Below are 16,780 nucleotides of genomic sequence, written 5' to 3'. Positions count from 1 at the left end.
CGCATGCGCGGGAAGATCAGCATCGACAGCGGGAACGCCACCAGCAGCGCCAGCAGCGCCGACATCACCAGCGGCACCGGCGCCCCGATCAGCCACGCCGCGAGCTGGATGACCACCGTCAGCGCCAGGAACAGGCCGAGGCGCGCCAGACCGTAACGGGCCAGCGCCCGGCGCGCCCGGGAGCGCAGCTGCTCGTCGCTCTCCGCCGCGCGCGCGTCGTCGGTCGGTTCGGTCGGGGTCGGATCCTGATCTGTCACGCACCCCAGGCTACTAAACCCGCGGGCCTGATCCGTATTGTGGTTGTCGGACGCGAAGGGAGGACCCCGTTGGGACGCCTGATTCTGTTGGCCCTGATCATCCTGGCCGTGGTGCTGCTGTGGAAGGCATTCGGCCCCGGCTCCGGAAACCGCGCCGGCGCCGGACTCAACCGGCCCGCCGAGCGCCCCGAGATCAAGGGCCCCGACGACGACGAGGAGTTCCTCTGGACCCTGGAGAAGAACCGGTTCAAGGAACGCCGCGCCCGCGAGGAGGCCGAGCGCCAGGAGAACGAGCGCATGCGCCGCGCCCACGAGCGTTACGACGCCGCGCCCGCGCCCGAGCCCGGCAAAGAGTCGCCGTCCGCGGATGACGAGGCGGACCCGGGCACGAACGCCGAAGACAAAGGCGAAGCCGGCGAGGACCACCCCGAGAGGTAACCACCCCGCCCACGCGGGGCGCCGCCGCCTCAGCCCCGCTCGCGCTCGAGGATCTCCAGCAGGTACTCGCCGTAACCCGACTTGCGCAACGCGTCCGCACGGGCGCGCAGCGCGGCGTCGGAAATGTAGCCCATGCGCCAGGCGACCTCCTCGGGCGCGCCGATCTTGAGGCCCTGGCGCTGCTCGATGGTGCGCACGAAGTCGCCGGCGGCCATCAGCAGGTCCACCGTGCCGGTGTCCAGCCACGCCGTGCCGCGCGGCAGCACCTCGACGTGCAGCCGACCGCGGCGCAGGTACTCGTTGTTGATGTCGGTGATCTCGAGCTCGCCGCGCGCGCTCGGCGAAAGGCCCCGCGCGATGGAGACGACCTCGTTGTCGTAGAAGTACAGCCCCGGCACCGCGAAGTGGCTCGCCGGACGCTCGGGCTTCTCCTCGAGCGAGAGCGCGCGGCCCTCCGCGTCGAAGTCCACCACCCCGTAGGCCTGCGGGTTGGAGACCCAGTAGGCGAAGATCGCCCCGCCGTCGGGGTCCGTGAAGCGCCGCAGCCGCGTGCCCAGCCCGGCGCCGTAGAAGATGTTGTCGCCGAGCACCAGCGCCACCGAGTCGTCGCCGATGTGGTCCGCGCCCACGACGAAGGCGTCCGCGAGCCCGCGCGGGCGGTCCTGCACCGCGAACGAGATGCGCACCCCGAACTGCGAGCCGTCGCCGAGCAGCCGCTCGAACTGCGGCAGGTCCGCCGGCGTCGTGATGACCAGGATGTCCGTGATCCCCGCGAGCATCAGCGTGCTCAGCGGGTAGTAGATCATCGGCTTGTCGTAGACGGGCACGAGCTGCTTGCTCACCGCGTAGGTGATCGGCCACAGCCGCGAGCCGGTGCCGCCGGCGAGGATGATGCCCTTCACAGGCCGGCCTCCTCGGCCGCCTCCGCCCAGCCCGCGCGCAGCTCGTCGAGGCGCCCGCGACAGACCTCGACTTCGGGGAGCAGCCCGCGCTCCTCGAGCTCGACCAGCGACGGTGCGGCCTGGTCCTTCTCGGAGCGGATGTAGTCCATCGTCGGCCACGCCACGTCGACGTCGCCGTCGAGCGCGTCGAAGCCGTACTCGACGCCGGGCTGGTACTCGGAGGTGGTCAGGTAGACGACCACGGAGTCCTCCAGGGCGAGGAAGCCGTGCGCGTAGCCGGAGGGGATGAACACCGCGTGCCGGTTGGCGGCGGTCAGCTCGAAGGCCTTCCACGCCCCGAAGGTCTCCGAGGCGCGGCGCACGTCGACGAGCACGTCGAAGACGGCGCCGGCCGGGCACGTGACCAGCTTGGCCTGTCCGGGCGGCACCTCCGAGTAGTGCAGCCCGCGCAGCACGCCCGCCTTCGAGACGGACATGTTGGCCTGCTGCAGGTCGAGCGGGAAGCCGAGCGCCTCCTCGAAGGCGGAGGCCTTGAACCACTCGTGGAAGGTGCCGCGGTCGTCGGGGTGCACCTCAGGCACCATGTGCAGGACGCCGTCAAAGCCGTCGACTGGTGTGAACATGGCGCCCAGTGTAGCCGCGGCTCAATTGCCGACGTCCCGCCCCGCACCGCGGGCGGGAACCCGCGCCGTGGGCGGGGCACGGCGTCGGCAAGCGACGCCGGCGCACTAGAGCCGGCGCTCGGTGGCGGCGTAGAAGTCCTCGGCGGCGTCGAAGGCGGCGCGCCACCACGGCTCGTTGGCGCGGTACCAGTCGACGGTCGCGGCCAGGCCCGCGGCGAGGTCCGTGTGGCGCGGGGTCCAGCCCAGCGCGCGGGTGCTCGCGGCGTCGATGGCGTAGCGGCGGTCGTGGCCGGGGCGGTCGGTGACGTGCTCGAAGTCGTCGGCGGCGCGGCCGAAGGCGCGGTTGAGGGCGCGCACGACGTCGAGGTTGCTCGCCTCGCCGTCGGCGCCGATGAGGTAGGTCTGGCCGGGCTCGCCGCGCTCGACGATCGCCCAGACGGCGTCGTTGTGGTCGTCGACGTGGATCCAGTCGCGCACGTTCTCGCCGGTGCCGTAGACGCGCGGCGGGCGGCCGGAAAGCAGGCGCAGGATCTGGCGCGGGATGAACTTCTCGGGGTGCTGGCGCGGGCCGTAGTTGTTCGAGCAGTTCGAGATCGTCGCGCGCAGCCCGAAGCTGCGCACCCAGGCGCGCACGAAGTGGTCGGCCGAGGCCTTCGACGCCGAGTAGGGGCTCGAGGGCCGGTAGGGCGTCTGCGGGGTGAAGCGGGCCGGGTCGTCGAGGGCGAGGTCGCCGAAGACCTCGTCGGTGGAGATGTGGTGCAGGCGCACGTCGTGGCGCGCGCAGGCGGCCAGCACCGCGACGGTGCCCTCGACGTTGGTGCGCACGAAGGCGGCGGGGTCGCGCAGGGAGCGGTCGTTGTGGCTCTCGGCGGCGAAGTGGACGACGAGGTCCGCGTCGGCGACGAGATCGTCGACGAGCGCGGCGTCGCACACGTCGCCCTCGACGAGGCGGCACCGGCCGGCGTCCAGGTCGGCGAGGCTGGCCGGGTTGGCGGCGTAGGTCAGCTTGTCGAGCACCGTGACCCGCGTGTCGGGACGCGTGGCGAGAGTGCGACGCACGAAGTTCGAGCCGATGAAGCCGGCGCCGCCGGTGACGAGGATGCGCATGGGCTCAACGGTAGCGTCTCGGGGAGCCGGATCCCGCGGGCGGCCCGACGCCGGGCGCACTCGCCTCGTTCAGAGATGCGCCGCGAGCACTCGGCGGGACGCCCCGGACGGAGTTTGTTCTCCTGGCGTTCGGTGGCCGGCACCGGGAGGTCAGTTACGGGCAGTGGCTTCCGAGGGTGCGGCCGCGGCTTCGGCGGCGTCGGCGGCCACTCCGGCTCCGGCCTCGGCGAAGCAGAGCTCGAGGCCGAGCACGCGCGCGACCGCCTGGACCTTCTCCCAGCGCACCCCCGTCGCGCCGTGCTCGATGGCGTGCAGGGTCGAGCGGGAGACCCCGGCGGTGGCGGCGACGTCCTGCTGGAGCCGGCCCAGCTCGCGGCGGCGCTCGGCGAGTTCGGAGCCCAGTTGGACCAGCTCGGGGATGTCGCCCGCGGGTTTGCCGGTCTTGCGCCTGGGTGCGCTCATCGCTGATTCCTCCTGTGTCCTGTGCGGACCCGGGGGTGCCCGGGCCGATCATGACGCCTACCACTCCAGTAAGCCTAGCCTTAGAACTTACCCGGTCCGCAGGCGGAAAATCCAGCCCCTCCCCCGCCGGTCCCGAGCCGCGCCTTCCCCTCCATACGACGCAACCCCGCCGTCCGGAGATGGATCCGGAGGCGGGGTGTGATGTCGGCAGGCGGCGCGGGCCGGGCGCACCGCGCCGCGCGGGCCGCGGTCAGTTCAGACCGGCGTAGGAGTGCAGGCCGGAGACGACCATGTTGATGAAGAACAGGTTGAAGATCATCGTGCCCATCGCCACGATGTTGATCCAGGCCGCGCCGACCTTCCAGCCGACCGTCGCACGGGCGTGCAGGTAGGCGGCGTAGAGGATCCAGGTGATGAAGGAGAACGTCTCCTTCGGGTCCCAGCCCCAGAACCGGCCCCAGGCCGCCTCGGCCCAGATCGCGCCGAGGATGATGCCGATGCCCAGGATCGGCAGCGTGTACACGGCCAGGCGGTAGGCGATGCGGTCGAGCTTCTCGGCGCTCGGCAGCGGGCGGACCACCGGGGCGAGGAAGCCGTGCTCCTCGCCCACGGGCTGCCAGACGCGCAGCAGGAACAGGATCGAGAACACGCCCGAGACCAGGCCGACCGACGCGCCCACCGACACCGAGGTCACGTGGATCGGCAGCCAGTAGGACTGCAGCGCCGGCACCACCGGGGCGGCCTCGGCGTAGAGCTTGGTGCCCGCGAAGAACATCAGCACCAGCATCGGGGTCAGCAGCCACGGCCACACGACACGGCTGCCGCGCGCCTGCACCACCACCGTGGCCACGACCATGGTCGCCGCGGTGATCATCAGCATGTACTCGTAGAGGTTGCCCAGCGGGAAGCGCCCGACGGCGAAGCCGCGGGTGACCACGGCGACGACGTGCAGGATGATGCCCAGCCAGATCACCGACTGGGTGGCCCCGCCCCACTTGCGCGCGCTCGCGCGCTGCCTGGCCAGCGCGTCGTCACCCGGAACGGCGCCTTCGGCACCCTCGGTGCCGGGCGCGACGTCGGAAATCGGGGCGTCTGAACCGGCGCCGACGGTGACCAGCTCGCGCTCCTCGGTGCGGCGGCGGGTGCGGGCGATGATCGCCTGGGCGCGCACGTAGTAGAACAGCGACAGGACCAGGGCGATGAGGTAGACGAGGAACGTCGCCTGGAACGCCCGGTCCGACAGGGTCGCCATGGTCGGATCGACGATGCTATCCACTGAAGCTCTCTCCTTCTTCCGCCGGCCCGGTGGGCCACGTATGAGGGGGAGATTACCAGAGAGGCACCTAAAACCCGAGGTCGGCCCGTTGGACGGGCCACCCCGGGCGGGGGTGGACCGCGCGCGATTGCCGACGTCGCGCAGAGCGGCGTGGGCGGTTGCGTTGCGCGTGCTACGCCAGCGGGCCCTCGATGAGCTCGTCCTCGTCGGGCTCGCTGGCGCCGCCCTCGACCTCGTCGGGGTCGGGCAGGTCGAAGATGTCGCGGTAGAGCTCCTCGAACTCCTCGCCCCAGCCGGCGCGGTCGGTGCGCGCCAGGCCGGCCATCTCCAGGTCGGTGCCGCCGGCGGCGGCCGGGCGCACACGCACCCACACGCGGCGGCGCTTGATCGCCAGGGAGGCGACCAGCGAGCCCAGCATGATCACCGCCGAGACGAGCACCCAGCCCTGGAAGGGGTCGCGGGCGATCTGGTAGTTCGCGTACTCGCTGGCGCCGTCGAAGGTGAGCTCGGTGCCGTCGTCGAGGGTGACCGACTCGCCCTGGTTGAGGTTGACGCGCTCGATGCGCTGCAGCTGGCCGGAGTGGACCAGCGAGGCGTCGAGGCTGAAGATCGACTGGCCCACACCGGTGTCCAGGCCGTTGTCGCCGCGGTAGACGTCGATGGCCACGGCCGGGTCGCGCAGCTCCGGGAAGGAGGAGCTGAGCAGCGCGCCGTTCTCGCCGGTCCACTCGGCCGTCGGGGCGAACAGCCCCTCGATGGCCAGCTGGTTCTGGCGACGCTCGTAGAGGTCCGGGTACATGCCGGCCGGCGGGTCGAAGCGCATCGCGCCCGAGGACAGGAAGTTCGTCGGGTCGTCCGGGCGGAACTGGATGGTCTGGGTGCGGGTCTCGCCGTTGGGCCACTTGACCGTGAAGGTCGGCGCGAAGCCGTGGCCCTGCAGGTAGACGCGGTCGCCGCCGAGGCGCAGCGGGTGGTTGACCTTGAGCTCGTAGTCGCGCCAGGTCGCCGGGTTGGTGGTGATGTCCTCGCCCTCGGCGTAGGAGATGTTCGAGGTGAACATCTCGGCCTGGCCGTTGGGCAGGTAGTCCGCGGTGAAGTCGTGGGCGATGAAGCAGAACGGGCTGAGCTTGCCGCGGTAGAGCGGCCCGGAGCGGAAGGAGTCGAAGTTGGAGTCCGAGGTGTTGCAGAACTCCGTGGACTGGTCCAGGGCGACCGCCCCGGTCGAGCCCGACTCCGTGACGACGATGACCTGGCCCTCGTAGTAGACCATCCGGCCGGCGGCGATGGTGACCAGGATGGCCACCAGGCCCAGGTGGAAGACGAGGTTGAAGAACTCGCGGGCGTAGCCGCGCTCCGCGGACAGCGAGCGGACCCCGGCGCGGTCCTCCTCGGCGGAGAAGACCGACACACGCCAGCCCTTGAGCCGGCCGCGCACCTGGTCGAGCACCTCGTCGGGGGTCGCGTCGAGGTGGCCGGTGTGGTGGTGCGGCATGCGCGTCAGGCGCTTCGGGGCGCGCACCGGCTTGGCGCGCATCGCCTTGTAGTGCTCCCAGCTGCGCGGGATGATGCAGCCGACCAGCGAGATCGTCAGCAGGACGTAGATCGCCGTGAACCAGGACGAGGAGAAGACGTCGAAGAGCTGGAGCTTGTCGTAGATCTCGGCGAGGCGGCCGTTGTTGGCGATGTAGTCGTTGACCTTCTCCTCGTTGAGGCTGCGCTGCGGCAGCAGCGCGCCCGGGATCGCCGCGACGGCGACGAGGAAAAGGAGGATCAGCGCCGTGCGCATGCTGGTCAGCCAGTTCCATGCGCGACGCAGCCAGCGCGTCACCTGCTTCATCTGTTCCTTCTCCTCTGTCGTCTGGTCGTGTATCGGATTGTTCCGGGGTCGTGCTGCCCGGGTGGTGGCTGCCGCTGGGGGGCCATGGCACCGGCCGTGCACCGGTCGCGCGCAGGTCACGCCTGCGACGGCGCCGGCCCCGGGAGGCCCTAGATCACGGTCGTGCCGTAGCCGACCGTCCACTGGCGGACCCAGCCGACGAACTCGGCCCACACCCCGGTCACCAGCGCGAGGCCCACGAGGATCATCAGGACCCCGCCGATGACCTGGATGGTACGGGAGTGCCTGCGCAGCCAGCCCACGCCCCGCAGCGCCCAGGTCGAGCCCAGCGCGAGCAGCAGGAACGGCAGGCCGAGGCCCAGGCAGTAGGCCACGATGAGCACCACCCCGCGCGCGGCCGTGGTGCCCTCGGTGCCGGCGGCCACCGAGATGATCGCCGCGAGCGTCGGACCCAGGCACGGCGTCCAGCCCAGGGCGAAGACGCCGCCGAGCAGCGGCGCGCCGACCCAGGTGGTCACCCGCTTCGGGCTCATGCGCGTGTCGCGCTGCAGCCCCGGGATGAAGCCCAGGAAGACCAGGCCCATCACGATGGTGACCACCCCGCCGACGCGCATGAGCGTCTCGGCGTTGAGGGTGAGCATGCCGATCGCGCCGAAGACGGTGGCCGTGCCGAGCACGAAGACCACCGTGAAGCCCAGGATGAACAGCAACGCGGCGATGACCACGGCCCACTGGCGGCGCCGGCCCACGGTCGGGCCGTGCTCGCCGGAGTAGTCCATCTCCCCGCCGACCGTGCCGGCCAGGTAGGAGAGGTAGCCGGGCACCAGCGGGACCACGCACGGGGTCGCGAAGGAGACCAGGCCGGCCAGCGCCGCGGCCACCAGCGCCAGCACCAGCGGGCCGCCGGCGACCGTCTCGGCGAAGGTGCCGCCCGCCGCCAGAACGTCAGCTTCCGTCACTGCTCCTCCAGGAGGCCGTCGACGACCTCGGAAATCTCGGTGTCGGTGATCCCGCGCAGGAAGACGGCGGCCGGACGGTGCTGCTTGTCCAGCACGATCGTCGTCGGCACCACGGAGGTCGGCACGCCGCCCAGGGCGGCCGCGGTGCGGAACGGCGGGTCGTAGATCGAGGGGTAGGTCACCCCGTTGTCCTTGACGAAGTCCCGCGCGATCTCCGCGTTGTGGTCGCGCACGTTGATGCCGAGCACCGTGGCCGGCTTGTCCTCCGCTCTGAAGGACTCCTGCAGGCGCTCGAGGTCGTCGACCTCCGCGCGGCACGGCGCGCACCACTGGCCCCAGGCGTTGAGCACGACGACCTGGCCGTCGAAGTCCGACAGCGAGATCGTCTCGCCCTCGTCCATCAGAGACTCACCCGAGAAGCCCTGCAGGGGGGCGCGCTCGGACTCGTCGTAGAAGACCTCGGTGCTGCCGCTCGGCGAGTAGAAGTCGAAGGTGCCGCCGATGGCCACGGCGTCGTCGCCGCCGGCGTCCTCCATCGAGCACGCCGACAGCGCACCCGCCGCCACCACGACGGCGCCGAACAGCCCGGCCACGCGCGCACCGCGGCGCACGCCGGTGCTCCCCGCACCCACGGCACGGGAACCGCGGCGGCGCAGGGCGGGACGTCGGAAATTGATGGGGTCCGCCACAGTCAGATCTCCTGCGCGGGCTCGGTGTAGACGCACTCGGCGACGGCGGCGCCGCGGAAGACCAGAGAGGTCACGCTCGCCAGCTCGCAGCGGCGGTCCCACGGCATGTGCGCGACGTCGAGGCCGGCGACCCAGCGCTGCACGGTCACGATCGGCAGCTGGTGGGTGACCAGCACGGCCTCGTGGCCCTCGGCGGCCAGGCGGGCGCGCTCGACGGCGTCGAGCATGCGCGACTGGATGTCGCGGTAGGGCTCGCCCCAGCTCGGCTCGGAGGGGTCGACCATCAGCGGCCAGCGCACCGGGTTGATCAGCTGGGTGCGCCAGCCCTTGGTGCGCAGCCCCTCGAAGCGGTTGCCGGCCTCGATGAGGGACTCGTCGACCTGCGGCTCCAGGCCGGTCACGCACGCCATCGGCAACGCGGTCTGGCGGGTGCGCTGCAGCGGCGAGCAGGCCAGGTGCGTCACGTCGTGGCCCTCGAAGGCCTGGGCCGTGCGCGCGGCCTGGGACTCCCCGCGCGCGGAGAGGCGGAAGCCCGGCAGGCGACCGTAGAGCACGCGCTCCGGGTTGTGCACCTCCCCGTGGCGCACGAGGTGGACGATCGTCGTGGACATGGCTGTCTCCTAGGAGTTCGGGTCGGCCACGGCGGCGGCGCGGGCGGCCGGGGCGAGCGCGGCCTCGATGCGCTCAAAATCATCGTCGGTGAGCGCCGACGAGACAAACCAGGTCTCGAAGACGCTCGGCGGGGCGTAGACGCCCGCGTCGAGCAGCGCGTGGAAGAACGCCGGGTAGCGGAACGTGTCCGCGGCCTTCATGTCGGAGAAGTTGCGGCCGGCGCCCTCGGCGAAGCGCACCGAGAGCATCGTGGCGGCGCGCTGGATGTGGTGCGGCACGCCCTCGGCCTCGAGCGCGGTGTCGATCAGACCGGCCAGGCGGTCGGCGTTGGTGCACACCGTGTCGTAGACCTCCGGGGTGGCGCTGGTCAGCGAGGCCACACCCGCGGCCGTGGCCACCGGGTTACCGGACAGGGTGCCCGCCTGGTAGACGGGGCCCTCCGGGGCGAGGTGCTTCATGATCTCGGCGCGCCCGCCGAAGGCCGCCGCGGGCAGGCCGCCGGAGACGACCTTGCCGAAGGTGGTCAGGTCGCCGGCGACACCGTCGACGCCGTACCAGCCGTTGTAGGAGGTGCGGAAGCCGGTCATGACCTCGTCGAGGATGAGCAGCGCGCCGTCGGCGTGCGCGATCTCCTTGAGCGCGGCGTTGAAGCCCTCGTCCGGGGCGACGGTGCCCATGTTGCCGGCGGCGGCCTCGGCGATGATGCAGGCGATCTCGCCCGGGTGCTCGGCGAAGGCGCCGCGCACGGCCTCCAGGTCGTTGTAGGGCACGACGATGGTGTCGGCGGCGGCCGCGCCGGTCACCCCCGGCGAGTCCGGCAGCGCGAAGGTCGCCACACCCGAGCCGGCCGAGGCCAGCAGCGCGTCGACGTGGCCGTGGTAGCAGCCCTCGAACTTGAGCACCTTCGGCCGGCCGGTGTAGCCGCGGGCCAGGCGCACGGCGGACATCGTCGCCTCGGTGCCGGAGTTGACCAGGCGGACCTCCTCGACGGAGGTGCGGTCGACGATCAGGCGGGCCAGCTCGACCTCGCCGTAGGAGGGCGTGCCGAAGGACAGGCCCTTGAGCGCGGCCTCACGCACGGCCTCGACGACGGCCGGGTGCGCGTTGCCCATCAGCATCGGGCCCCAGGAGCAGACCAGGTCGACGTAGTCGTTGCCGTCGACGTCGGTCAGGTGCGAGCCCTTGGCCGACTCGATGAAACGGGTCTGGCCGCCGACGGAGCCGAAGGCGCGCACCGGGGAGTTCACCCCGCCGGGGGTGAGCCGGCGGGCCTCGGTGAACATCTCGGCGGACCGGGCGGTGTTTTCGGAGGTGGGCTGGGAACCGGGGGTAGTCATGGGGACCATTGTAGGGGTGCCCGGGGCGCCGCCGGGAGGTCCCCACCGCCCGGCGCGCGCCCGGCGGGTCAGTCCCCCTGGCCGAGCAGCCGGGCCGCGGCGGCCCGCGCGTCGGCGATGACGGCCGGCACGCCCACGCCGCCGGCCCAGGAGCCGGTGACCTCGACGCCGGGCACCTCGGCGACGGCCGCACGGGCGGCGGCGACGTGCTCGAGGTGGTGCTCGTCGTACCGCGGGATCCCGCCGAGCCAGCGCTGCACGTAGATCTCGGCGACGCCGGCCTCGCGGGCGTCGAAGCCGGTGATCGTCTTCAGGTCGTCGAGGGCGTAGTCGACGAGGGTGTCCTCGTCCTCGCGGATCAGCGCGTCGTCGCCGAAGCGGCCGAAGCTGGCGCGCAGGATCAGCCCGCCGCGCTCGGCCAGGTGCGGCCACTTCTTCGACGAGAAGGTGAAGGCCTTGGCGTGCACGCCCGGCTCGTCGCCGGCGACGAGGACCCCGGAGTTCTCCGGGAAGCCCTCGCCGGACTCGAGGCGCAGCCCCACGACGACGGAGCCGGCGAGCTTGACCGGCCTGAGAGCCTCGGCGGTCGCCGGGGAGACGGCCGCGAGCAGGCGCGCGGTGGTCGGCGCCGGGGTGGCCACGAGCACGGCGTCGTAGGTGCCCTCGCCGGCGCCGGTCAGGCGGTAGCCCTCGCCGTCGCGGGCGAGCCCGCTGACGAAGGCGTCGAGGTAGATCCTGGCCCCGGAGGCCTCGGCGAGCGCCTCGTAGAGCTCGCGGAAGCCGCCGCGCAGGGTGCCGAAGATGACGGGGCGCTTCTTCCGCTTGCCGACGCCGTCCTGGTCGCCCTCGGCGCTACCCGCACCGTCGGCGGGCTGGGCGCCGTCGCCGGCGACGGCGCCGGTGGCCTGCGTCCCGGCCGGGTGCGCGGCGCTGGTGGTCGGCTCGGCGGTCGCGGCCACGGAGCCGCGTGCGCCCTTCTCCCCGCGCTTGGCGGCGGCCTGCGCGGCCCGGGAGTCGAGCACGCGCTTGACGGCCCCGGAGAGCGTGGGCTTCTCGCTGGCCTCGACCATCGCGTCGAAGGCCTCCGCGAGCTGCGGCACGGTCGCGCGCACGCCGAGGTCGTCGGCGGTGCAGGAGTAGACCCCGCCGAGCAGCGCGGAGACGGCCCGCTCGACGACCTCGCCGCCGTAACGCGCCCGCACCAGCTCGCCGACATTGAGGTCGCCGCCGACCGGCCAGTCGACCGGCTCGGCGTCGCCCTCGGCGTCGATGCGCGCGGCGGTCTCCGCGGAGACCAGGTGGGCCACCGGCTCACTGGTCGCCGGGATGCCCATGACGGTGCCCGCCGGCAGCGGCTTCATCACCCCACCGGTGAAGACGGTCGAGTGCAGCCCGGAGGTGCCCACCACGTCGTCGCCCAGGCCGAGCTCGTCGATGAGCTCGCGGGCCGCGGGCCGGCGCACCAGGAAGGCCTCGGCGCCGAGGTCGACGGGGCCGGCCTCGAAGGGCACCGAGCACAGCTTGCCGCCGATGCGGTCGGTGGCCTCGAAGACCTCGACCTCGGCCTCCGGGTCGCGGCGGTGGATCTCCCAGGCGGCGGTCAGGCCGGCGATGCCGGCCCCGATGATGGCGTAACGCAACGGGGTGTGCTCCTTCACTACTCGACTACCCGCGTGTCTCGCGGGCGCTAGTCCGTCTCGTGGACGATGCGGACGGCCTCGGTGACGGCCTCGGCGGGGGTCTCGGGCAGCACGCCGTGGCCCAGGTTGAAGATGTGGCCGGTGGCGTAGCCCTCTTCGACCGCCCGGCGCGCGGCGGCGCGGATGCGCTCCACCTCGGCGCGCACGACGTCGGGACCGGCGAACAGCAGCGCGGGGTCCAGGTTACCCTGCAGCACCTTCGGCCCGGCCGCGCGGAAGATGCGCTCGGCGGCGCGGTCCAGCGGCACGCGCCAGTCCACGCCGACGACCTCGGGTCCGGCCTGCGCCATGTCGGCGAGCAGCTCGCCGGTGGTCACGCCGAAGTGGATGCGCGGGATCTCTGCGCCGGCGACGGCCTCGAAGATGCGCCGCGAGTACGGCAGGACGTGCTCGCGGTAGTCGTACTCGGAGAGGTAGCCGGCCCAGGAGTCGAAGAGCTGCACGGCGTCGACGCCGGCGGCGATCTGCCCGGACAGGAACGCGGTGACCGTGGACACGAGGCGCTCCATGAGCGCGTGCCAGGTCTCCGGCTCGGTGTGCATCAGGGCCTTGGTGTGCCGGTGGTTCTTGCTCGGCCCGCCCTCGACGAGGTAGCTGGCCAGCGTGAAGGGCGCACCGGCGAAGCCGATGAGCACCTGGTCGTCGCGCAGGCCGTCGAGGATCCCGGAAATACCCTCGCCGACTGCGGCGACGGGCTCCTCGAGGACGGGCAGCGCGTCGACGTCGGCGCGGCTGCGCACGGGGTGGTCCATGACGGGCCCGCGGCCGGGCACGATGTCCACGCCCACGCCGGCGGCCTTGAGCGGGACGACGATGTCGGAGAAGAGGATCGCGGCGTCGACGTCGTGGCGGCGCACCGGCTGCAGCGTGATCTCGGTGAGCAGGTCGGGCCGGAAGCAGGACTCGAGCATGCCCACCCCGGCGCGGATCTCGCGGTACTCCGGCAGCGAACGGCCTGCCTGGCGCATGAACCACACCGGCGTGCGCGTCGGGGTCCGCCCGGCGACGGCGTCGAGGAACGGGGCGCGGGTGAGCCGGCGACGTGCCGGGGAAGGGGTGATCATGCCCCCGATTGTGCCCGAACCCGTCGGCGCCCGACCAACCGGCGTGCGCTACACGGCCACGGGGCGCGCGGCGAGGTTGGACATCCCCTCGATGACCAGGGAGGCGGCGAGCATCGCGACGGTCGCGCCGAGCGGGTGGAGCACGCCGGTCAGGGCGCCGACGACCGCGACGGCGTTGTAGCCCCAGGCGAAAAGGATGTTGCGGTCGATGATGCGGCACACGCGGCGGGCCAGGGCGAGCAGCTCCTCGATGGCGCGGACGTCCTTGCGCAGCACCACCACGTCGACGCCGCGGTCGATCTCGTCGCTGTCGCGGTCGGGCTCGAGCGGGACGGTGCCGGAGACGAGCACGCCGACGTCGGCGACGCGCAGCGCGGCGGAGACCGACTCGTCGCCGACCATGGTCACGGTGTTGCCCTGGGTGTGCACGGTGCGCACGGTGCGGGCCTTGCGGCCGGGGGCGATGCCGGCGAGCACCCGGGAGATGCCGACGCTGTCGGCGAAGCGGCGGGCGACCGGGTAGATGTCGCGCGAGATCATCATGGTCTCCACGCCGAGGGCCTCGATGCCGTCGACGGCCTCGGCCGCGTCCTCCTTGACCGGGTCGTGCAGGGTGATCACGCCGCGGTCCACGCCGCCGATCGCGACGATGATCGGGGTGCCCTGCACGGAGGCCAGGGTGGCCAGCGGCTCGTCGAGGTCACCGACGGTGCACGGGCGCCACAAACGGGCGTTGACGTGGCGCTCGCGGCGCTTGCCCTCGGGGCCGTCGACCGGCAGCGTGCAGGTGGCCACGAAGTCGCCGCCGGCGGTGACCTTGGCGCTGGTGACGGGCACGCGGCGGGGCACGACGGTGTCGCCCGGGGCGTGCGGGATGGAGCGCGCGGCGCGCACGATGGCGCGGGCGGCCGGGTGCGGCGAGTCCGCGACGAGGCTGGCGGCCACGCGCAGCAGCAAGTCACGGTCGTTGCCGGGCAGCGCCTTGACGGACTCGACGACCATGTCGGAGGCGGTCAGGGTGCCCACGCGGTTGAAGATCAGCGTGTCGGTGCCCTCGAGGCGGCGCATCACGCCGCCGTCGCGCAGCAGCAGGCCGTGCCGGGCGCCGGCCTCGGTGCCCAGGCGCAGCGCCAGCGCCGAGGAGAGCGCCAGGGCCGGCGGGGCCACGCAGGCGAGCACGGCCAGGCCGGTGGCGAAGGCCCCGGTCGGGTTGCCGGTGAACCACCACCAGCCGAGGAAGGAGACGACGGCCAGGAAGCAGGAGACGACGATCAGCCAGGACGCCGAGCGCGTCGAGAGCATGACCGCGTCGTTCTGCCGGCGGTTGACCTGGGCGACCCACCGCTCGACGGCGGCGATGCGGGTGGCGTGGCCGGTGCGGCGCACGCGCACCTTCAGGGTGCCGGACCCCACGCGGTCGCCGGCGCCGACGTGCCCGCCGACGCTGACCTGGTAGGTCGGCTTGGTGTGGCGGTGGTGGCCCAGGCCGTGGCCGCGCATGTGGGTGTGGCCCTCGCCATGGCCGTGGTCCGGGCCGCGGGCGGCGGAGAGCACCGAGGCGACGATGACGCCGGAGCCGCCGACGACCATGCCGTCGACGGGCACGAGCTGGCCCGGCGTGAGCACGATGTCGTCGCCGACGTTGACCTCGCCGAGCGGCAGGCGCTCGCCCTCCGGGTCGTTGGGGTGGCGGCGGCGCTGCGCGATGGTGACCTCGGAGTGCAGGTCGGGGCGGGCGGCGGCGAGCTCCTCGACGAGGCTGGAGCGCGACTGGATCGACCAGCGCCGGCCGACCAGCAGCAGCGTGGTCATGCCGCAGGCGACGTCGAGGAAGATGTCCGGCCCGGAGCCGCCGAACATCGGCGGGGTGAAGAAGCCCGACTCCGAGAGCCAGCCGGGCCGCCCGGCGTCGGTGAACAGCAGCGCGCCGAGCGACCAGACGAAGGCGGCGGCCACGGCGATCGAGCTCGCCCCGTCGAGGGCGGTCGCGCCGCGGCGCACGCCGCCGGCCAGGGCGCGGTGGAACGGCCAGGCGCACCAGGTGACCACGGGCAGCGACAGCGCGAGGGTGACCCACTGCCAGTAGTCGAACTGCCAGCCGGTCACGAGGCTGAGCAGCAGCACCGGCACGGTCAAAATCACGGCGGTGACCAGGCGCGGGGTCGTGATCAGCCCGCGGGCGGTGTAGAGGACGTCGCGGCTCGCGCCGAGGTTGCCGCGGCGCGCGGCGTGCGCGACGGTCGCCGAGGCGGGCGCGCCGTTGGTGCGGCGCTCGGCCTCGGCGTCCTCGCGGGCGGCGGCGCGCAGCCAGCCCTCGCGGCGGGCGCGCTGCAGGGCGCGCTCCTCGCCGACGGAGCGGCGCACGGGCCGCCGGTTGCGGCGCACCCGGGCGTGCCGGGTCTGCTCGAGCTGCTCCACGCGTCGGCGCGTGGCCGGCGTCGGGGTGGCGGTGAGCCCGAACTGCGCGAAGATCGCCGTGAGGCGCTCCCCCGGAATTTCCGACGGCGCGCTGACCCACGCCCTGGCGTCCGGGTAGATGATGCGCGCATGGACGCCGGGGACGGCCTCCAGGGCGGCGACGAGGTGCTCGACGTCGCTGGCGTCGACGGTCTCCTCGCCCAGGCCCTTCAGGTCGAAGGCCCAGGAGACGAGGGTGACCACGTCGTCCTCGACCTCGACGCCGGCGCGGGCGGCGGCGTGCCGGGCGCGCTGGATGACCTGGTCGAGGCCCTCGCCGGACGGCGGCGTCTGCTCCGCGCGGGCCGCCTGCTCCTCTGCGCTCACCCCGTCTCCGCCTCCTTGCGTGTGTCTCGGGTGTCCCGGGTGTCTCCCGGCGTCGGCCGGTGTGCGTCCGGTTACCGGGCGTTTCCCGGCCGGTTGATCCGTTCCACTGTAGACCGCCCGGACACGAAACGCCCGCCCGACCGGAGATCCGGCGGGCGGGTGCGGGCGCTGGCGGGGCCGACCGGGCGTCACCGCTGTCGGCCCCCGGCCCGGGGCGCTAGGCGCCCGGGGTGTCGACGCCGCTGTGGTAACGGATGAAGCCGTTGGCGTCGGGGCGGAACATCGCCACCGCGGCGGCGGCGAAGACGACCAGGCTCAGCAGCACCGCCGGGCCGACGACCTTGGCCACCAGCGCGATCATGTTGCCCACCACGAGCAGCACCAGGAACACAGCCACCCAGCGCCGCCAGACGCGCGAGCCGGCGCGCACCTGCGGGGCGCACAGGCCGACCAGCAGCGCGCCGACGAGATTGAACCAGGCGACGAAGCGCATGTTGGAGCGCACGTTCTCGGCGTGCTCAGCGTTCCACTCGACGATCTCCTGCGGCACGTCGGTGGTCAGCAGCATCAGGCCGGCCACGGCGCACAGCACGGCCCCGGCGGCGAGCAGCCAGTAGGCCACGTCGAGCGAGCGCGGCCGCCCGGACTCCGGGTCGTAGTGGTAGTCGCGGTTCGGGTCGGGCCGGTTTCCCCCGCTGGCGGGGGTCGGGAACATCGTCACGGCGGATCCTCT

At 72.9% G+C, this 16,780-nt stretch carries 16 protein-coding genes; 1 reads left to right on the top strand and 15 read right to left on the bottom strand.

All coding sequences use genetic code 11. The annotated features are described in order from the left end of the window. A partial coding sequence (locus QQA02_RS09325; RefSeq protein WP_284864193.1) for a DUF4229 domain-containing protein occupies nucleotides 1-188 on the bottom strand: 188 nt, incomplete at its 3' end. A 138-nt stretch (nucleotides 189-326) separates the two neighbouring features. On the opposite strand from QQA02_RS09325, the gene QQA02_RS09320 reads away from it, so the two are divergent. Next, the gene (locus QQA02_RS09320; RefSeq protein ID WP_284775315.1) at nucleotides 327-695 is read left to right on the top strand and encodes a hypothetical protein; all 369 of its coding nucleotides are present in this window, start codon (nucleotides 327-329) and stop codon (nucleotides 693-695) included. 29 nt (nucleotides 696-724) lie between these two features. On the opposite strand, the gene rfbA is transcribed toward QQA02_RS09320, so the two are convergent. From rfbA to QQA02_RS09250, 14 genes are all read right to left on the bottom strand, one after another. Further along, nucleotides 725-1,597: a glucose-1-phosphate thymidylyltransferase RfbA gene (rfbA, locus tag QQA02_RS09315; RefSeq protein WP_284775313.1), complete on the bottom strand. Its 873-nt coding sequence runs from the start codon at nucleotides 1,595-1,597 to the stop codon at nucleotides 725-727. Further along, nucleotides 1,594-2,220 (bottom strand): dTDP-4-dehydrorhamnose 3,5-epimerase, encoded by a 627-nt coding sequence (gene rfbC, locus QQA02_RS09310; protein WP_284864191.1) that lies wholly within the window; start codon nucleotides 2,218-2,220, stop codon nucleotides 1,594-1,596. Before rfbC ends, rfbA begins: the two co-directional genes overlap by 4 nt. Before the next feature lie 105 nt (nucleotides 2,221-2,325). After that, a complete protein-coding gene (rfbB, locus tag QQA02_RS09305) occupies nucleotides 2,326-3,327 on the bottom strand; it encodes a dTDP-glucose 4,6-dehydratase (RefSeq protein WP_284864190.1) in 1,002 nt (333 codons plus the stop codon). Between the two features lie 150 nt (nucleotides 3,328-3,477). Beyond that, nucleotides 3,478-3,789, bottom strand: a complete 312-nt coding sequence (locus QQA02_RS09300) for a helix-turn-helix domain-containing protein (protein ID WP_284775307.1) — start codon at nucleotides 3,787-3,789, stop codon at nucleotides 3,478-3,480. Nucleotides 3,790-4,039: 250 nt separating this feature from the next. Continuing rightward, nucleotides 4,040-5,041, bottom strand: a complete 1,002-nt coding sequence (ccsB, locus tag QQA02_RS09295; RefSeq protein ID WP_284864192.1) for a c-type cytochrome biogenesis protein CcsB — start codon at nucleotides 5,039-5,041, stop codon at nucleotides 4,040-4,042. Nucleotides 5,042-5,237: 196 nt separating this feature from the next. Beyond that, nucleotides 5,238-6,902: a cytochrome c biogenesis protein ResB gene (resB, locus tag QQA02_RS09290; protein WP_284864189.1), complete on the bottom strand. Its 1,665-nt coding sequence runs from the start codon at nucleotides 6,900-6,902 to the stop codon at nucleotides 5,238-5,240. A gap of 149 nt (nucleotides 6,903-7,051) precedes the next feature. After that, nucleotides 7,052-7,861 carry a cytochrome c biogenesis CcdA family protein gene (locus QQA02_RS09285; protein ID WP_284775304.1) on the bottom strand — a complete coding sequence of 270 codons (810 nt, stop codon included), beginning with the start codon at nucleotides 7,859-7,861 and terminating at the stop codon, nucleotides 7,052-7,054. Continuing rightward, on the bottom strand, nucleotides 7,858-8,397 hold the full coding sequence (locus tag QQA02_RS09280; protein ID WP_284775323.1) for a TlpA disulfide reductase family protein: 540 nt from the start codon (nucleotides 8,395-8,397) through the stop codon (nucleotides 7,858-7,860). Before QQA02_RS09280 ends, QQA02_RS09285 begins: the two co-directional genes overlap by 4 nt. A 155-nt stretch (nucleotides 8,398-8,552) precedes the next feature. Then, nucleotides 8,553-9,161, bottom strand: coding sequence for a histidine phosphatase family protein (locus tag QQA02_RS09275; RefSeq protein WP_284775302.1), 609 nt, complete (start codon nucleotides 9,159-9,161; stop codon nucleotides 8,553-8,555). Between the two features lie 9 nt (nucleotides 9,162-9,170). Beyond that, nucleotides 9,171-10,499 (bottom strand): glutamate-1-semialdehyde 2,1-aminomutase, encoded by a 1,329-nt coding sequence (gene hemL, locus QQA02_RS09270; protein WP_423777785.1) that lies wholly within the window; start codon nucleotides 10,497-10,499, stop codon nucleotides 9,171-9,173. Nucleotides 10,500-10,567: 68 nt separating this feature from the next. Then, entirely contained in the window at nucleotides 10,568-12,139 is a 1,572-nt protein-coding gene (gene hemG, locus QQA02_RS09265; protein WP_284775322.1) for a protoporphyrinogen oxidase, read from the bottom strand. Nucleotides 12,140-12,186: 47 nt separating this feature from the next. Then, nucleotides 12,187-13,263, bottom strand: a complete 1,077-nt coding sequence (gene hemE, locus QQA02_RS09260; RefSeq protein ID WP_284775298.1) for a uroporphyrinogen decarboxylase — start codon at nucleotides 13,261-13,263, stop codon at nucleotides 12,187-12,189. Nucleotides 13,264-13,311: 48 nt separating this feature from the next. Further along, nucleotides 13,312-16,047 (bottom strand): heavy metal translocating P-type ATPase, encoded by a 2,736-nt coding sequence (locus QQA02_RS09255; protein ID WP_284864188.1) that lies wholly within the window; start codon nucleotides 16,045-16,047, stop codon nucleotides 13,312-13,314. A 217-nt stretch (nucleotides 16,048-16,264) separates the two neighbouring features. Further along, entirely contained in the window at nucleotides 16,265-16,768 is a 504-nt protein-coding gene (locus tag QQA02_RS09250) for a hypothetical protein (protein WP_284864187.1), read from the bottom strand. Nucleotides 16,769-16,780 lie beyond the last annotated feature (12 nt).

Origin of the sequence: Corynebacterium sp. MSK006, assembly GCF_030232385.1 — a bacterium.
Classification (GTDB): domain Bacteria; phylum Actinomycetota; class Actinomycetes; order Mycobacteriales; family Mycobacteriaceae; genus Corynebacterium; species Corynebacterium frankenforstense_A.
The sequence above is the reverse complement of the archived record's forward strand: the minus strand, read 5'-3'. Positions and strand labels throughout refer to the sequence as shown.

Coding starts and splice junctions, on each gene's coding strand:
- rfbC (WP_284864191.1), bottom strand. CDS start 2,220: ATGTTCACACCAGTCGACGGCTTTGACGGCGTCCTGCACATGGTGCCT.
- rfbB (WP_284864190.1), bottom strand. CDS start 3,327: ATGCGCATCCTCGTCACCGGCGGCGCCGGCTTCATCGGCTCGAACTTC.
- QQA02_RS09300 (WP_284775307.1), bottom strand. CDS start 3,789: ATGAGCGCACCCAGGCGCAAGACCGGCAAACCCGCGGGCGACATCCCC.
- ccsB (WP_284864192.1), bottom strand. CDS start 5,041: ATGGCGACCCTGTCGGACCGGGCGTTCCAGGCGACGTTCCTCGTCTAC.
- resB (WP_284864189.1), bottom strand. CDS start 6,902: ATGAAGCAGGTGACGCGCTGGCTGCGTCGCGCATGGAACTGGCTGACC.
- QQA02_RS09280 (WP_284775323.1), bottom strand. CDS start 8,397: ATGGAGGACGCCGGCGGCGACGACGCCGTGGCCATCGGCGGCACCTTC.
- QQA02_RS09275 (WP_284775302.1), bottom strand. CDS start 9,161: ATGTCCACGACGATCGTCCACCTCGTGCGCCACGGGGAGGTGCACAAC.
- hemL (WP_423777785.1), bottom strand. CDS start 10,499: ATGACTACCCCCGGTTCCCAGCCCACCTCCGAAAACACCGCCCGGTCC.
- hemE (WP_284775298.1), bottom strand. CDS start 13,263: ATGATCACCCCTTCCCCGGCACGTCGCCGGCTCACCCGCGCCCCGTTC.